We start from the raw sequence: 15,323 nt of genomic DNA on the forward strand, positions 1-15,323 counted from the left end.
ATCCTGTATGCTTAAGCCTTGTATTAGTATTTTCTATCAGTTGTATACCGTACCAGTTCTTCGAGCCCGTTACGTATTTCAATATTATCAAACTCATGTAAGATGGCCAGGGCTTCATCCCTGAAGCTAAACATTTTTTTCTCAGTATAGCTGATACCGCCCGTTTGTTTCACCACATTTATCACTTCCTGCACTTTTTCGGGGTCTTTATTCTGGTTTTTGATAATATAAACCAGTTTGCGGCGGGTGGCAGGGTCGGTATTTTGTAAGGTATATATTAAAGGTAAGGTCAGCTTCTTCTCCCGTATGTCGTTACCGGTAGGTTTTCCGATGGCTTCATTGCCATAGTCGAACAGGTCATCTTTTATCTGGAAGGCCATGCCCACTTTTTCTCCAAAGACCCGCATTTTTTCAGTGACAGCCTCATTCTGGGTAGTTGACCAGGCGCCGGAAGCGCAGGCCGATGCCAGCAGGGAAGCGGTTTTACCTTTAATGATCTCGAAATAGGTATCTTCCTCAAAATTGAGGGAGCGGGCCTTTTCCATTTGCAGCAGTTCGCCTTCACTCATTTGCCTGATAGCGTTAGATAACAGCTTTAAGATCCGGTAATCGTCATGGTCAAGCGAAAGCAACATGCCTTTAGCCAGCAGGTAGTCGCCTACCAAAACGGATACCTTGCTTTTCCACAACGCATATGTAGAGAAAAATCCCCTACGTTCAAGAGATTCATCCACCACATCATCGTGTACCAGGGTAGCTGAATGTAGTAGTTCTACCAGGGATGCCGCCCGGTAGGTAGTATCGTTAACGGGCCCGCATAACTTGGCTGAAAGCAACACAAACATAGGGCGCAATTGCTTGCCTTTCCGGTTTACAATAAACCGCATAATCCTGTTCAGGAGCGGAACCTGGCTCTTTACGGCATCATGAAACTGCCGTTCAAATTCGGGTAATTCTTCTCGTAATATTGCTAGTGATAACTTCATGTGGAAAATAGGATGAGCAAATTACTATTTATTAATGTATAACGTAAGAGGCATTTAATTTGCTCTGTAATGATCTTACTGTGTGAAAGACAGCAAGATAATGCACATTGTGTTGGGGAAAAAAATTTGGTAGTTAGCTGTCAATTAATATTTTTGCACAGATTCTGAGTTCAGGTTACTTAATCCTTCACATAAAATTTAGTTATGGCAAGCAAAAAGTACGTAAGTTTTCTAAGCTTATCGTTTCTGTTAGCATCTGCTGTCTCCCATGCACAGTTGGGTGGTACGTATGATGTAATGGATTCTTCTGTTGTTCCTTCTAAAAGATTACCTCAGCACACCGAGTTCATGGCAAACAATTACGCTTACCCGGCCAAGCCCCGTAACCAATGGGAGTTAGGCTTACAGGTAGGTGCATTCAGCATTGCCGGTGATGTTCGTAACCGATTCCCCGGTATCGGCGCTGCTATCCATGCCCGTAAAGCACTGGGTTATGTATTCTCTTTAAGAGGTCAATTGGGTTTTGGTACTACCAAAGGTTTGAACTTCCAACCTTCTACAAACTGGTCAAAAAATCCAGCATGGTCAACTACCGGCTATGCAGCAGGTACTCCGGTTTTTTATAACTACAAGACCAATATATATGACCTGAGCATTCAGGGCGTTGTAACATTAAGCAACATTCGTTTCCATAAAGCAAAGAGCAGCTTCAATATCTACGCTTTTGCCGGTTTGGGCGGTATGCTGTATGATACAAAGATCGACGCATTGAATGGCAATACTCCATATGATTTCTCCAGCGTTGTGAATCAGTATGGTCCTACTGGCTTTCAATATGAGGACAGAAAAGATATTAAAAGCGACCTGAAAGACATTCTGGATGGTGATTATGAAACCGAAGGTGAATTTGATAATGGCCAGCCCGAATTATTCGATAAACCTTTCCGTTTCCAGGGAAATCTTGGTCTCGGTGTTCAATTTAAGCTGAACAGAAGGCTGAGCCTCGCTATCGAAGACAAAATGACCTTCACAAAGTCTGACCTGTTAGACGGTAACCAATGGCAGGAAAACGGCCCTGGTACTGCTACAGCGCAAACAAGAGACTATGATACTTACAACTTCCTGTCTGTTGGTATTAACGTAGCGATCGGTAACAAAGCTGTTGAACCTTTATGGTGGCTGAATCCGCTGGATTATGCTTACAACGAGGTTAACAAACCCCGTCACATGAAGCTCCCCAAACCAGTATTGGACGATGCTGATGGCGATGGTATCACTGACCAATTCGACCAGGAGCCTAACACACCTGCTGGCGCTCCTGTTGATAGCCATGGTGTTAGCCGCGATACTGACGGTGATGGCGTACCTGATTACAAAGACAAGGAACTGGTTACCCCCACACAATGTCAACCTGTTGATGCTGATGGTGTAGGTAAATGTCCTCCGCCTGCATGCTGCGATTCACTGATGAAGATCATTGAAGAAGGTGGCATCAGAGGCAAATGTGGTATCGGTGATCTGCCAAGCATCACTTTCAGACCAAGATCAATCACATTAAGCAACGACGCTAAAGCCCTGCTGGCTTCAGCTGCACAGCAGATCAAGAATAATCCTAACTGTAAAATTGCTGTTATCGGTTACTGCTCTTCAAGCAAATCTGAGCAACAGTTAAGTTGGGATCGCGTGAATGCCGTTATCAGCTACATGGTTGATAAAGAAGGTATTAATCAAGACCGCTTCATCTTCAAATATGGTGAAGTAGGTGGCGATTGCAACACCGTAGACCTGCGCGATGGAACTGGTGAAGAAGGTCCTACTACAGTGCCTGCTCCGCACCCGAACCTGCGTCGTGGCAGATAAAAAGTACTTTAGCTAAATTGCTTTAACTAATAGTATAACCTTCCCCCGTTTTGCCGGGGGAAGGTTTTTATATTTATCTTAACGGCTTGTTTTTGGGTTACAGCACCTTTCCATACATATTTGCAGGAAAACCTTAACTTTGCCCACTTTTATGCGTTCAGCTTTACTAATTGTAATAATTGCCATAAGCGTAGCGTCCTGCTCCAGGTTTTCGAAGGTGCAGAAGAGTACCGACTATGACTATAAGTTGCGCATGGCCGAGAAGTACTATGTGGCTAAGAAATATCACTACGCCCAGCAATTATACGAGGAGCTTTTTCCGTTAATGAAGGGACAGCCGCAGTTTGAAGACCTGTTCTATAAATATGCATATTGTTCTTATTATTTGCGAGACTGGCTGCAGGCTGAAAACCTGTTCAAACAATTTGTAGAGGTTTTTCCTAACAGTCCGAAAGCAGAGGAAATGGAATTTATGCGGGCCTATACTTACTACCGGCAGTCGCCCAAACCCGAGCTCGATCAAACCAATACGCAGAAAACGATCGGTTTGATGCAAACATTTATCAATACGCATCCTAACTCGCCCAAAAACAAAGAGGCGGCTGAGATCATGGATAAATGCCGGGCCAAACTGGAAACTAAAGAATTTGCCAGCGCTACCTTATATTATAATATGGGGCATTACCGCGCTGCAGCGATCGCTTTTACCAGTTTAATGAACGATTTTCCTGATTCGCAAAAAAGCGATGAATATAAATTGCAGGTTATCAAGGCCTATTATTTATTTGCTGTAAATAGTATACCTGAAAAGCAATCCACTCGTTTTGAACAGGTGATTACGGAGTGTAATGATTTTATAGACCGTTTTCCGGAAAGCGAATGGAAAAAAGAAGTTGAGAATTACGTGACATTATCAAAAAACAATCTTAAAGCCAACAATAATGAGCAAATTACGAAGACAAATTAGCGCCAACACCGCTAATGTGGCGGAAACAAAGGATTTGAACGCCATCAAAGGCAAAACCGGCAATGTGTACGAGTCTATTGCCATTATTGCCAAACGCGCTAACCAGATCAATATCTCCCTGAAAGAAGAATTGCATAATAAACTTGAAGAATTCGCCAGCCATACCGACAGCCTGGAAGAGATCCATGAGAATAAAGAGCAGATCGAGATCTCAAGGGCTTATGAGCGGATGCCTAACCCGGCGCTGCTGGCTACCCAGGAATTCCTGGATGACAAGATCTACTATCGCAAGAACGAAGATGACCTGTTCAGTTAATGTATAGCGGTAAAAAATGTATGGAAAGCGACGGATAATATCCTTCGCTTTTTAGTTTTATACAGGTGGAACAATGTTTGCCAGCGTGTTGCATTTATGTTATTGTTGACAATCAAGGCACGCTGCTGCCCGCTTTGTTTAACGTAAAAGACCTAATTTTAACCCATTATGTTCCAGGACAAAAAAATATTACTGGCTGTAACCGGAAGTATTGCTGCTTATAAGTCTATTCTGTTGGTGCGCCTGCTTGTAAAAGCAGGGGCCGACGTAAAGGTGGTAATGACGCCCGCAGCCTCCGCATTCGTTTCTCCGCTAACCCTGGCAACATTGTCAAAGAACCCGGTTATCACTGAACTTGCTAATAACGACTCCTGGTCGAACCACGTTATGCTTGGCCGCTGGGCCGATGTAATGGTGGTAGCGCCGCTAAGCTGCAACACCCTGGCCAAAATGGCCAACGGCATGTGCGACAATATGTTACTGGCCACCTGGTTGTCGGCCACCTGCCCTGTAGTAGTGGCGCCTGCCATGGATGAAGATATGTGGCATCACCCCGCCACGCAGGCTAATCTGCAAAAGCTGGAAGCATTTGGTAACCGCATTATTCCTGTTGAGAAAGGGGAGTTGGCCAGTGGTTTATATGGCGATGGCCGCATGGCCGAACCGGAGGCCATTATGCAATACCTTGAAAACAGCTTTTTCGGAAAAAAAGACCTCGCAGGTAAAAAGGCGCTGGTGACTGCAGGGCCCACCTATGAGCCCATTGACCCGGTAAGATTTATTGGCAATCATTCTTCTGGCAAAATGGGATTGGCCATTGCCGAGGAATTGGCCAGCCGGGGAGCCGAAGTGCACCTGGTGTTGGGGCCCTCTGCTGTTAAAACCAGTTTTCCCGGCATCTATGTTCATAAAGTGCAAACCGCCGGTCAGATGTATGATACCTGTATGGCGGAATTTCCGACTACCGATATAGCGGTAATGAGTGCAGCGGTAGCTGACTACACCCCTGTTGAAACCGCCCCGGAAAAAATTAAGAAAACAAGCGGCACCCTGGTTATAGAACTGACAAAAACAAAGGATATTTTGAAAAGCCTGGGGCAACTCAAGCGTAACGGACAGGTGCTGGCTGGATTTGCCCTTGAAACAGCCAATGAACGGCAATATGCCCTCGATAAGCTGGCCTCAAAGAATGCGGATATCATTGTGCTGAACTCCCTGAATGATGAGGGCGCCGGTTTTGGCTATGATACCAACAAGGTCACTATTTTCGAAAAAGGCGGAAACGAGATCCCGTATGAGCGCAAGCCCAAACAACAAGTAGCAAAAGATATCGTTGATAGAATCGTAAACCTGCTATATGTGTAGAAAGATCGCATGGATACTTTGCCTGATGGTAGCGGCGCCGGTTTGCCTGCCGGCCCAGGAGCTGAAAGCGCGGATAACCATTAACACCAGCCGGTTGGGTACACCCGCCGATAAAAAAGCCTTCCAAACCTGCCAGGCAGCGCTTAATAATTTCCTGAACAACCGTAAATGGACCAGGGAAACTTTTCAGCCCAATGAAAAGATCGTATGTAATTTTTTATTGAATATCAGCGAGGCGCAGGGTGGTAATGTGTATAAGGCAACGCTTACGGTACAGGCTGCGCGCCCAGTCTTCAATACCAATTATGAATGTCCGCTTATCAATTTCCTCGACGAGAACGTTGTTTTCAAATATGTAGAATATCAGAATATTGAGTTCAATGATAACCGGGTATCGGGTTCTGATCCAATGGTGAGTAACCTGTCGGCTATCCTGGCTTACTATGCCTATGTGATCATCGGGCTCGATTTCGATTCCTTTTCATTGCGGGGCGGCGATCCCTGGTTTCAAAAGGCCATGAATATTGTGAACAATGCGCCGGAGGGCAGGGATATTTCAGGCTGGAAAGCATTCGACGGGCTGCGTAACCGCTACTGGTTAACAGAGAACCTTACCAACAACCGGTATAATCTCATACATGATGCCTTTTATAGCTATTACCGCCTGGGAATGGATTATATGTATGAAAAAGAAGCAGAAGCCCGTAGTGCGGTGCTGAACGCGATCAGTTTGATCAATACGCTCAATAATGATATTCCCAATACAATGATCGTTCAGTTCTTTTTCCAGGGAAAGTCGCAGGAGCTCATCAGGATATTTAAAAAAGCCACTCCCGAAGAAAGGCAAAAGGCAAGGGAAATGTTACAAAAGTTAGATATCTCCAATTCCAATACGTATAAACAGGAATTAAAATGAGGCGGCTATTAATGGTATGTATGATGGCGACCCTTTGGTGTTTGATAAGTTGTACTAATAAAGATAAAGTGCCTGCGGGCGTTTTGCCCAGGGATAAAATGCAGCAGGTCTTATGGGATATGATCCAGGCCGAGCGTTACCGGGAAACCTTTATCAGGGATTCCGCACTCGATCTGAAGAGCGAAACCTTCAAGTTGTATGCGCAGGTTTTTGAAGTGCACAATGTTTCAAAAGACGAGTTTCTCAGGAGTTATAAATTCTATATGAGCCGGCCGGATATAGCCCGCGATATGTTCGATTCCCTGGCCACCCAGGCCAACCGGCGGCGCGAGGAATTATATAAACCCAAACCAGTAGATACTGCCAACGTACAACAGCCGGCGCCAGCCACAGATAGTACAAAAGCTGCAGATAGCGCGAAGGCTGTTCCGGCTCAACCGGTATCTCCAGCTGCGGCTCCATCTTCATCTAATGTTCCCAACCGCGTTAGCAGATTAAACCTCAAAAAAGTGAAAGGCAGCGATACGCTTTTCAAGATGAAATCCAAACCATAAATTACGGTCCTTGTATTAGCAGGTTGAAGCGCAGTTCCTTATTTTTATCAATAAATTGCTTGCTATGCAAAAAGTTGTTGCCAATGCTGATGCAGCTATTGCCGACGTTCCTGATAATGCTACCATTATGCTGGGTGGGTTTGGCTTATGCGGCATTCCTGAAAATTGTATTGCGGCCCTCGCACGCAAAGGCGTTAAAGACCTCACCTGTATCTCCAATAATGCCGGCGTTGATAATTTTGGCCTGGGGCTGTTGTTGCAAACCCGCCAGATAAAAAAAATGATGGCCTCTTACGTGGGCGAAAATGCCGAGTTTGAACGGCAGCTCTTAAGCGGTGAACTGGAAGTTGACCTTATTCCACAGGGCACCCTGGCTACCCGCATTCAAATGGCTGGTATGGGTATTCCCGCTTTTTATACCCCGGCCGGGTACGGTACCGAGATAGCCAATGGAAAAGAAGTGCGTGCCTTCAATAATAAGATGTACCTGATGGAATATGCGCTTCATGCCGATTTCGCCATGGTAAAGGCCTGGAAAGGCGACCGCTATGGCAACCTCGTATTCAGAAAAACGACCCGCAATTTTTCCACCTCTATTGCCAAAGCAGGCACAATTACCATTGCTGAAGTTGAACACCTCGTTGAACCGGGTGAGCTTGACCCTGATCATATTCATGTGGCAGGCATTTATGTACATCGCATCTTTCAGGGAACCAATTATGAAAAGCGCATCGAGAAGAGAACCGTACGTATGAATGGGAAATGAGGAATGAGTATGGCAAATGAGAGATGGGGTATCAATTATATAGAAAGTTGCGTAATGAATTATAAGCAATGAATAATGGAAATGAGGGATTGAGAAAAAGGAAAGAGAAAGCCCAGAGCGCGAGTAACCACAAACCATAAACAACAAACAAGAAACCGAAATATGGGTTTAGATAAATACGGCATCGCAAAACGGATTGCCCAGGAATTACAGGACGGCATGTACGTAAACCTGGGCATCGGTATTCCCACCCTGGTGGCTAATTACATCCCTGAAGGAATGACGATCATGCTGCAATCTGAAAATGGCATTCTGGGCATGGGACCATACCCGGTTGAATCAGCCATAGACCCTGATCTCATCAATGCAGGAAAAGAAACGGTGACCGTAATACCCGGCGGCGCCTTCTTCGACAGTGCTGAAAGCTTTGGCATGATAAGGGCCGGCAAGGTTGACCTTACGGTACTGGGTGCTATGGAAGTATCGGAAAACGGTGACATTGCCAACTGGAAAATACCTGGTAAAATGGTGAAAGGAATGGGCGGCGCCATGGACCTGGTGGCCAGCGCGAAGAATATTATTGTGGCTATGATGCATACCAACCCTAAAGGCGAATCCAAACTCCTGCCTGCCTGCACATTGCCATTGACAGGCGTTAAATGTGTAAAGCGGATCGTTTCAGACCTGGCGGTACTGGATGTATTGCCGGAAGGCGGTTTCAAACTCATTGAACGCGCCCCTGGTATAACGGTGGAAGAGATCCGTAATAAAACGCTTGGCAAACTGATGATAGAAGGGGAGATCCCGGAGATGTCAATTAACTGATATGTTGATCTGCAAACCGGCTGATGAATACAGGCTTAGTACTTTATTTTGATCGGGCGCCTTGTTGGCGGAGGTGGGGGAGGAGGTTCCTCTATATGATTGGGTCGCCCATTGTTCCTGCTGGCCATGCATGCGGCCACTATAAAGAATACCATTCGTAATATATCAGCTACCGTTATAATAAGGTCTTTTTCGAGTTGTACCTGTTGCGAGCCGGTGGAGCGATTACCGGCGATGGCCTCCATAAAAAGCACCATTCCATAATACGATAATAAACCGCCTGCGATCCAGAATGCGGGTTCATCTACGAGGGCAATTTGCCGGTCGCTGATCAGCTGGAACAGTACGGCCAATGCCAGTACCGTGAGCAGGGCTGCCTGTACGATGGTAAGGGTGCTTGTATAAGCTGGGATACCTTTCAGCGCGTAAATAGTGATCACAACCGACAGGAATGATACCAGGAGCATATTCATAATATCTTTTGCAGCGCTGGAACGCATCATTAACCTGAACAGGTAAAATGAGAGGGTGAATGCGGCCAGTGCAAAGCCGGTTTGCAAAGCAACGTTACGGGGTTGAATAAAATAAAAGCTGAGGTAGTGCAGGAAGACGGAAAGGCAAAGAACGCTCAGTACGTTAAGTAGGGTGTTTATTGCTACTTTACGAACAAAGAGAATGCAAACAGGCAGTAATGACAACAGCATTACCACCAGCGGCAGGACAATAAATATACCACCGGTTTCTACCATGGTGAAAGAGTTCAGGGCCAAACCGGTTCTTCATAGGGGGCTTGTGTTTTTTAAACGCTGTAAAAAAGGGTATCAACATAATGCCGGCGGTTTTTGAGTTATTTGTCAAAGAGTTGCCGGGAGTTTAATCAATCAGGTTATTCTTAACTGCAAAAAAAACCAGGCCTGCCGTGTTCTTAGCACCAAAGCGTTCCATTAATCTGTCTTTGATGGCTTCAACTGTTCGCGGACTTACCTCTAATTTTTGTGCAATTTCATGGGCGGTAAACTCCATGCAGATGTATTTGATCACATCCCGTTCGCGATCACTCAATGTGATTTCGCTGTTTAAACTTGGTACTACTTTTACCCGGGCGTGTGATTTTTTTAAAAGGATCCTGTTCACAAAGTTGTTAAGGTAATAGCCCTTGCTCATCACCTCCATAATGGCCTTCTTGATCTCGGAAGGGTCGGCGCTTTTCAGTAAATATCCATTGGCGCCAATTTCCATCATGTGGCTTACAAACCGTTCATCTTCATACATCGTGAGCGCTATTACATGAATGTTAGGATACTGGCGGGCGATCACTTTGGTGGTCTCGATGCCATCTTTTAAGGGCATGCGTAAATCCATTAAAATAACATCGGGTTGTTCAGGGGCAGTTGGTAAATTATCCAACAGTTCCTGACCGTTTTCAGCTTCGAGTACGAATTTAATGTTTGTATAAGGCCTTAACGACAATATAACTCCTTTACGGAATATTTTGTGGTCATCAGCAATAGCCACTTTTATAGGTCCCATCTGTTTATGATATTGGCAAAACTAAATTACTAAAAATCTTCAGTGTTTAGGCATTCAGGGGGTCTGGCATTCTTACGTTAGTATAAACACTTATTCCGCTCCACATTTATGTTAGTAGCCCTTATCAAATATGAACCGATTCTATTATATCTGTGGCGCTACCGGTTCTTCCTCCAGCCGGGGAATTTCGATAGTTACCTTATAATACGTTTGCGAAATATCTTTTTCGAAATAAATGCGTCCGTGCAGCAGCTTCAGCCTGCTTTGGATATTCTTCAACCCCAGCCCAACATTGCTTTTATTCAATTTATCAAAATCGGCCTGGGTAATACCGCGGCCGTCATGATGGAGGCGAATATACAATTTATTACCACTCAGGTTCTGCGTAAGATGAATAAAACTGGCATTACTATGTTTCAGGATATTGTTGACCAGTTCCTGTATCACCCTGAAGATGATCAGTTCCTGGTCTGCGTGCAGGCGTTCGCGGTAATCGTGAAAGCGGCAGCTGGCATTCATGCTGCCCGAGCCGCTGATCTTCTGGAACAGGTCGTTCACAGCCGACTCCAACCCGAAGTTTTTAAGGGTGGGCGGCATCAGGCTATGTGAAATATTGCGTATCAGCTGAATGGTATCATCGATGATCTGCTTCGCATTGTAAATGCTTTGCAGCTGGGTGGTCTTGTCGAGGTTTACCAGGTTTTCGTTCAGGTATAAACGCGCTGTGGCCAGCAAAGGGCCGGCATCGTCGTGCAGATCGGCCGCAATGCGCTGCCTTTCTTCTTCCTGCAGCCTGATGGATGCATTCAGCAACATTTTTTGTTGTTCCTGTTCCAGGTGCTGCAGCTGCATCTGGTAGCGGATAACCTTGCGTTGATGAAAGATAATGAAAACGATAAGGCCGATAGTAAGTACCAGCATGCCGATGGTGCCAAAGTAAAGGACCATGGGAAACTGGCTGGTGCCGTGATTGGCCTGCAGCAAGATCATTAGTATATCAGACGCTGAGCTTATAATGGGTTATAGGGGTTTTTAAAATAATTATCATATGAGGACAGGCTGGAACTGCTTTTGTCCTTTGCTTCTCTCCGCGAAAAAGCGATGCTAAAGAAAATATTTTTTATGGCATTAAAGATGAAAGTTATAAACCAAAATTTATCCAGATCCTCCCTGTCTATTTCGTCTGCAAAGGTATATATAAAAAAAGACCCGGCTAAATACACCAGGAAACCAAGGATTATCCAGAACATGGAGGTATTATATATAAACAGCACCCGTGGTTTGTTTATCTGCTCAAATAAATAATACAGGGAAAAAGTGAAAATCAGTATCGATTCACAGGCTACTGGCACTGAATCAAAAGCGTTCCATTTTGTGGTAAAGAAGTAATAACAGATAAATATAATGAACAAGAGGGAAACTATGGCAATGATCTTTTTAAATTGTTTACTCTCAATAATGAGCCAGGTAAAATAACTGAAAAGGAAGAACTCTACCAGGGTGTAGGTGCTGAGGAATAGTTTCAGCGAAAGGCTCAGTAATACTATATCATTCAGGAACGAGTAAAAGCAGTAAATAAAGATTACCCATAATTCCTTTCTTTTGGTATGCCTTAAAAAGACAAGAAAGAGAATTACGGGTAATAAAGAAGAATATATACTGGTATGTAAGAGTAAACTCTCTATATCAGGGGCATTTACCTCAAATATAGAGATTCGGGTTTACTTAATCAATATAAAACCAGCCGTCATCGCCGAAAATATCACCACCACCGGGGGTTGGGATGCTTCTGTCGGCTACAATACCTTTTTGTTTTTTAATTTCTGCGTCGGCGGTAACTACGGTATAGTTCACCATTTCTTTTCCATCCTGATCGAGACCAACATAAACCAGGGTTTTCTGGCCTTGTTCGTTGATGGCATTGTAGAAGTGGATGCCGGCGCAACCGGGTTGAGCAAGGATCTGGGTCAGAATGTCTTTGCCGATAATGTACGCCTTAACATCGTTCGGATGGGCCTTACGGTAGTTGTTCACCAATTCAGCGCCTAATTCAGGGGTAATTTCTTCACCAATTGTCGCAATGTTACGGTTTTTAGTGAGGAGTTCAGTCTGCATCATAGTAGTAAGTTTTTAGAGGTTGTAAAAGTGGTTCCGGTTAGTAAGAAACCTCCAAAAAAAAAGATATACAACGGGTTGCGAGCACCCATAAATGCTGTACTTTTGTTCCAAATGCACTGCCGGCCTGCGTTTCCGGGGATTTTACTAAGAAATATTACGAGGAAAAATGGGGGAGTTTTTCTAGTATTTTACCGTATATTTACTATAGTGAAAGTTCGCAAAGCCGCCTTTGACAAGGTAGTTGTTCACAAATGTGGATAAGTGAAAATGCTTACCGTGTTTAGTATTATTACTTAAGTAGTGGTGGATCTTAAAAACGGGGCGCAGTTCTGTAACAGCTCTTGCAATAAAAATTTCCTTTTCTTTTATCGGCTGACTGATTGCAAATACAAACTGAGTGAACAGGTATTAACAGAACTATGTTTTTGAAGGATATGATCTTGAGTCGTAGGATGAGGTAAGTCGTGTAGTTTAAAAATGAAAAGAAGAAGTTGACTGATATTGGATTTGACAGGTGGCATTCATAAGATCGTTGGAAATTATTTTTTAGGACGGTAATCAGAATATTGGATATTTTAAGGTTGCCATCCTTATCAATCAACTTCTGAAACAAAAATAGTAGGCCACCCGCCTGTTCGCAATAGCGGAATTGCTCTTTTTTAATTGTTCGGGAATTACCGGTAAATACGTAAAAGCGTCGTGAGATTACTGGTACTATTTCGATTGATCCTGGTAAAGTAACGTTTACAAAGTGAGTATAATCGTTTTTTTATACGATATTGCCTGAAGGTTAGGGCCCCGCACGAGATCAAAGGGATGAAGGGGTTAAACGGTAGGGCATATGGTACCTTAAACGGAACAACTTATAACCCATTAATAAGCCAACCTTACCCATTATGAGCACTGAACTGGTTATTAAAGTAGCACTTGCCGACGATCATAAAATATTTCGCGACGGCATTAAAATGGCGCTGAAAGGAAAAGAATACCTGAAGATCCTTTGGGAAGCCGAAGATGGTAAAGATCTGATGCATAAAATGCAGATCAAAAAGCCGGACGTTTTACTCATGGATATTCGTATGCCCGAAGTAGATGGGGTGAACGCGATTGGAATATTGCGTAAAGAATACAGTGATGTGAAGATCGTTGTACTGACTATGTACGACGAACAGGAAATGATCACCAAGATGATGGAAATGGGCGCCAACGCTTATCTTACCAAAACCTCCGATCCTGAGGAGATCTATCAGGCTATACTAACCTGCATGAATGATGATTTTTACTTTAATGATCTCGTTAATAAAGCCGTATTGTCGAAATTACAAACCAAAAAACAGGTACGGCAGTTCTACCCCAACCCCGTTAAGTTCACCGAAAAAGAACTTCGCATTTTAAAATTGCTGGCAGCCGATAAAACCACCGAGGAAATCTCAAAAGAAGTATTCCTGAGCCCACGTACTATTGAAACCATTCGCCAGAATATGAAATCAAAAGTAGGGGCCAAAACCATTGCCGGACTGATCATGTACGGTATGCGCAACAAACTGATCGACTAATAACTCCCTGTTTTATATTAACCCCCTGCCACCTGGTCTTCTATTGCTCCTTATCCCGCTTTTTTAAAAGCTTACCAGACCGTGCCGGATGGCATACATGGCTAAACCCACCCTGCTTTTTACATCCAAACGATTGAATAACTGATCGCGCAAGGCATCGACTGCTCTTGGGCTCAAATGCATTTGGCCTGCTATCTCTTTGTAGGTTAATTCAGTGCAGCTCAGTTTCAGGAACTGCAATTCCTGTTCAGTGAGCAGGTTTTTCTTTTGTGTAATGTCTTCCAGTGTATTTCGGAACAGGTTCACCAGCTTGCCGGTTACATGGTGCGAATAATAGTAGCCCGATTCCATCACCGAGCGGATGGCAAATTTTAATTCTTCCGGATGAATATCCTTTTTCAGGAAGCCCCGTACACCCGCTTGTAACAAGCGGATCAGCGTTAGATCGGTATCGTACATGGTCAACATTAAAACATGTACGTGGGGGTAATGCTTATGCAACCAGGCTGAGGTATCGTAACCGTCGAGCAGCGGCATATTCAGATCAAGAATAAGAACATGGGGAATTAAATTACTTTTGATCTTTTCCAGAGTTTCCTGGCCGTTAGATGCCGTAAAAATCACTTTACAGTTATCAAACGTATTGATCAGGGATGCCAGCGCATCGCGTAAAAGTATATGGTCATCTGCCAGGGCTACCAGTATGGGAGAATCGGGATTGCTCATAGTTTATTTGGGTCGTATAACGAATGATCAGTTTAGTCTTCCGGTGATCAATAAGGGATCTTCAAATGTACGGCAGTGCCTTTACCCGGAAAACTATTTACCTGGCAGCTGCCATCGATAAACGCTGCGCGTTTAACGATATTCATTAAACCGGTGCCTTTTCCGGGGCCGGTGGCGGCTGATCTGCGGGCAAATCCTTTTCCATTATCACTCAATTCAATGTCTACAAAATCGCTTTGGTAATTCAGCAGCAGGGTAATGGCAGTGGCTTCTGCATGTTTGATACAATTGTTCAGCACTTCCTGTATGATACGAAAAATAACCAGTTCTTTTTGGGTTTGCATATAAACCGGCGAGCCGGTTACATCGTACCGGATATTATATATGCCCAGCTTCTGAATTTTCCCTATTTCCAGTTCCAGCGCTTTTAATAAACCATTCTCCTCAATAAAGTCCGTATGTAATGCTTTGGAGATATAACTCAGGTCTTCAATGGCCCGGGAAATAAAATGAATGGAGCCGTTTACCTTTTCGGGCGGACTGTTTGCATCCTTCCAGTCGATGGTATTGAGGTTCAGTTTGGCCAGGGTAAGTGAAAGACCAATGTTGTCGTGAATTTCACGGGAAATATTCTGAAAGGTTTGCTCCTGTATTTCGAGCTGGGTCGTTAAAAGTGTTTTCTCAAAGTCCGACTTTAAGATCTCGAGGCCTTTCTGATAAGAGATCTGCCTGCGTTGGTACAGGAATAAAATAAAGACAATAAAAGAGATGAGTATGAGTATAAAAAGTGTAGTAACTACTATAAAAACAATGATGGTATGTTGTTCCCCGGGCATAG

At 44.1% G+C, this 15,323-nt stretch carries 16 protein-coding genes; 9 read left to right on the plus strand and 7 right to left on the minus strand.

Annotated elements, in window-relative coordinates; genetic code table 11:
• Positions 1-23: 23 nt before the first annotated feature.
• Positions 24-986: a polyprenyl synthetase family protein gene (locus JT717_RS26345; protein ID WP_205514226.1), complete on the minus strand. Its 963-nt coding sequence runs from the start codon at positions 984-986 to the stop codon at positions 24-26.
• 204 nt (positions 987-1,190) lie between these two features.
• Between JT717_RS26345 and JT717_RS26350 the strand changes: the two genes are divergently transcribed.
• The 8 genes from JT717_RS26350 (at position 1,191) to JT717_RS26385 (ending at position 8,555) form a co-directional block, all read left to right on the plus strand.
• Positions 1,191-2,846, plus strand: coding sequence for an OmpA family protein (locus tag JT717_RS26350; RefSeq protein ID WP_205514228.1), 1,656 nt, complete (start codon positions 1,191-1,193; stop codon positions 2,844-2,846).
• Between the two features lie 151 nt (positions 2,847-2,997).
• Positions 2,998-3,813 (plus strand): outer membrane protein assembly factor BamD, encoded by an 816-nt coding sequence (locus JT717_RS26355; RefSeq protein WP_205514230.1) that lies wholly within the window; start codon positions 2,998-3,000, stop codon positions 3,811-3,813.
• Positions 3,788-4,129, plus strand: a complete 342-nt coding sequence (locus JT717_RS26360) for a DNA-directed RNA polymerase subunit omega (RefSeq protein WP_081167337.1) — start codon at positions 3,788-3,790, stop codon at positions 4,127-4,129. The genes JT717_RS26355 and JT717_RS26360 overlap by 26 nt, the downstream gene beginning before the upstream one ends.
• A gap of 168 nt (positions 4,130-4,297) precedes the next feature.
• Positions 4,298-5,494 carry a bifunctional phosphopantothenoylcysteine decarboxylase/phosphopantothenate--cysteine ligase CoaBC gene (gene coaBC, locus JT717_RS26365; protein ID WP_205514232.1) on the plus strand — a complete coding sequence of 399 codons (1,197 nt, stop codon included), beginning with the start codon at positions 4,298-4,300 and terminating at the stop codon, positions 5,492-5,494.
• Positions 5,487-6,410, plus strand: coding sequence for a type IX secretion system protein PorD (gene porD / locus JT717_RS26370; protein ID WP_205514233.1), 924 nt, complete (start codon positions 5,487-5,489; stop codon positions 6,408-6,410). The genes coaBC and porD overlap by 8 nt, the downstream gene beginning before the upstream one ends.
• Positions 6,407-6,964: a DUF4296 domain-containing protein gene (locus JT717_RS26375; protein WP_205514234.1), complete on the plus strand. Its 558-nt coding sequence runs from the start codon at positions 6,407-6,409 to the stop codon at positions 6,962-6,964. The genes porD and JT717_RS26375 overlap by 4 nt, the downstream gene beginning before the upstream one ends.
• Before the next feature lie 64 nt (positions 6,965-7,028).
• The gene (locus tag JT717_RS26380) at positions 7,029-7,730 is read left to right on the plus strand and encodes a CoA transferase subunit A (RefSeq protein WP_205514235.1); all 702 of its coding nucleotides are present in this window, start codon (positions 7,029-7,031) and stop codon (positions 7,728-7,730) included.
• A gap of 162 nt (positions 7,731-7,892) precedes the next feature.
• Positions 7,893-8,555, plus strand: a complete 663-nt coding sequence (locus JT717_RS26385) for a 3-oxoacid CoA-transferase subunit B (protein ID WP_205514236.1) — start codon at positions 7,893-7,895, stop codon at positions 8,553-8,555.
• Between the two features lie 35 nt (positions 8,556-8,590).
• Here JT717_RS26385 and JT717_RS26390 read toward each other — a convergent pair whose 3' ends face one another.
• The 4 genes from JT717_RS26390 to JT717_RS26405 form a co-directional block, all read right to left on the minus strand.
• Positions 8,591-9,325, minus strand: a complete 735-nt coding sequence (locus tag JT717_RS26390; RefSeq protein WP_205514237.1) for a hypothetical protein — start codon at positions 9,323-9,325, stop codon at positions 8,591-8,593.
• A gap of 103 nt (positions 9,326-9,428) precedes the next feature.
• Positions 9,429-10,085 (minus strand): response regulator transcription factor, encoded by a 657-nt coding sequence (locus tag JT717_RS26395; RefSeq protein WP_014221254.1) that lies wholly within the window; start codon positions 10,083-10,085, stop codon positions 9,429-9,431.
• A 144-nt stretch (positions 10,086-10,229) separates the two neighbouring features.
• Positions 10,230-11,075 carry a sensor histidine kinase gene (locus JT717_RS26400; RefSeq protein ID WP_205514238.1) on the minus strand — a complete coding sequence of 282 codons (846 nt, stop codon included), beginning with the start codon at positions 11,073-11,075 and terminating at the stop codon, positions 10,230-10,232.
• Between the two features lie 735 nt (positions 11,076-11,810).
• Positions 11,811-12,203 carry a hypothetical protein gene (locus tag JT717_RS26405; RefSeq protein WP_205514239.1) on the minus strand — a complete coding sequence of 131 codons (393 nt, stop codon included), beginning with the start codon at positions 12,201-12,203 and terminating at the stop codon, positions 11,811-11,813.
• An 896-nt stretch (positions 12,204-13,099) separates the two neighbouring features.
• On the opposite strand from JT717_RS26405, the gene JT717_RS26410 reads away from it, so the two are divergent.
• On the plus strand, positions 13,100-13,759 hold the full coding sequence (locus JT717_RS26410) for a response regulator transcription factor (protein WP_205514240.1): 660 nt from the start codon (positions 13,100-13,102) through the stop codon (positions 13,757-13,759).
• Positions 13,760-13,822: 63 nt separating this feature from the next.
• Here JT717_RS26410 and JT717_RS26415 read toward each other — a convergent pair whose 3' ends face one another.
• Both JT717_RS26415 and JT717_RS26420 read right to left on the minus strand, forming a co-directional pair.
• Positions 13,823-14,485 carry a response regulator transcription factor gene (locus tag JT717_RS26415; protein WP_205514242.1) on the minus strand — a complete coding sequence of 221 codons (663 nt, stop codon included), beginning with the start codon at positions 14,483-14,485 and terminating at the stop codon, positions 13,823-13,825.
• Positions 14,486-14,532: 47 nt separating this feature from the next.
• Positions 14,533-15,321 carry a sensor histidine kinase gene (locus tag JT717_RS26420; protein ID WP_205514243.1) on the minus strand — a complete coding sequence of 263 codons (789 nt, stop codon included), beginning with the start codon at positions 15,319-15,321 and terminating at the stop codon, positions 14,533-14,535.
• Positions 15,322-15,323 lie beyond the last annotated feature (2 nt).

Source organism: Longitalea arenae (assembly GCF_016924755.1).
In the GTDB taxonomy this organism is placed as follows: Bacteria; Bacteroidota; Bacteroidia; order Chitinophagales; family Chitinophagaceae; genus Niastella; species Niastella arenae.

Excerpts from the sequence above, each read along its gene's own strand:
- JT717_RS26345 (WP_205514226.1), bottom strand. The coding sequence starts at position 986 with ATGAAGTTATCACTAGCAATATTACGAGAAGAATTACCCGAATTTGAA.
- JT717_RS26350 (WP_205514228.1), top strand. The coding sequence starts at position 1,191 with ATGGCAAGCAAAAAGTACGTAAGTTTTCTAAGCTTATCGTTTCTGTTA.
- JT717_RS26355 (WP_205514230.1), top strand. The coding sequence starts at position 2,998 with ATGCGTTCAGCTTTACTAATTGTAATAATTGCCATAAGCGTAGCGTCC.
- JT717_RS26360 (WP_081167337.1), top strand. The coding sequence starts at position 3,788 with ATGAGCAAATTACGAAGACAAATTAGCGCCAACACCGCTAATGTGGCG.
- coaBC (WP_205514232.1), top strand. The coding sequence starts at position 4,298 with ATGTTCCAGGACAAAAAAATATTACTGGCTGTAACCGGAAGTATTGCT.
- porD (WP_205514233.1), top strand. The coding sequence starts at position 5,487 with ATGTGTAGAAAGATCGCATGGATACTTTGCCTGATGGTAGCGGCGCCG.
- JT717_RS26375 (WP_205514234.1), top strand. The coding sequence starts at position 6,407 with ATGAGGCGGCTATTAATGGTATGTATGATGGCGACCCTTTGGTGTTTG.
- JT717_RS26380 (WP_205514235.1), top strand. The coding sequence starts at position 7,029 with ATGCAAAAAGTTGTTGCCAATGCTGATGCAGCTATTGCCGACGTTCCT.
- JT717_RS26385 (WP_205514236.1), top strand. The coding sequence starts at position 7,893 with ATGGGTTTAGATAAATACGGCATCGCAAAACGGATTGCCCAGGAATTA.
- JT717_RS26395 (WP_014221254.1), bottom strand. The coding sequence starts at position 10,085 with ATGGGACCTATAAAAGTGGCTATTGCTGATGACCACAAAATATTCCGT.
- JT717_RS26400 (WP_205514238.1), bottom strand. The coding sequence starts at position 11,075 with ATGATCTTGCTGCAGGCCAATCACGGCACCAGCCAGTTTCCCATGGTC.
- JT717_RS26405 (WP_205514239.1), bottom strand. The coding sequence starts at position 12,203 with ATGATGCAGACTGAACTCCTCACTAAAAACCGTAACATTGCGACAATT.
- JT717_RS26410 (WP_205514240.1), top strand. The coding sequence starts at position 13,100 with ATGAGCACTGAACTGGTTATTAAAGTAGCACTTGCCGACGATCATAAA.
- JT717_RS26415 (WP_205514242.1), bottom strand. The coding sequence starts at position 14,485 with ATGAGCAATCCCGATTCTCCCATACTGGTAGCCCTGGCAGATGACCAT.
- JT717_RS26420 (WP_205514243.1), bottom strand. The coding sequence starts at position 15,321 with ATGCCCGGGGAACAACATACCATCATTGTTTTTATAGTAGTTACTACA.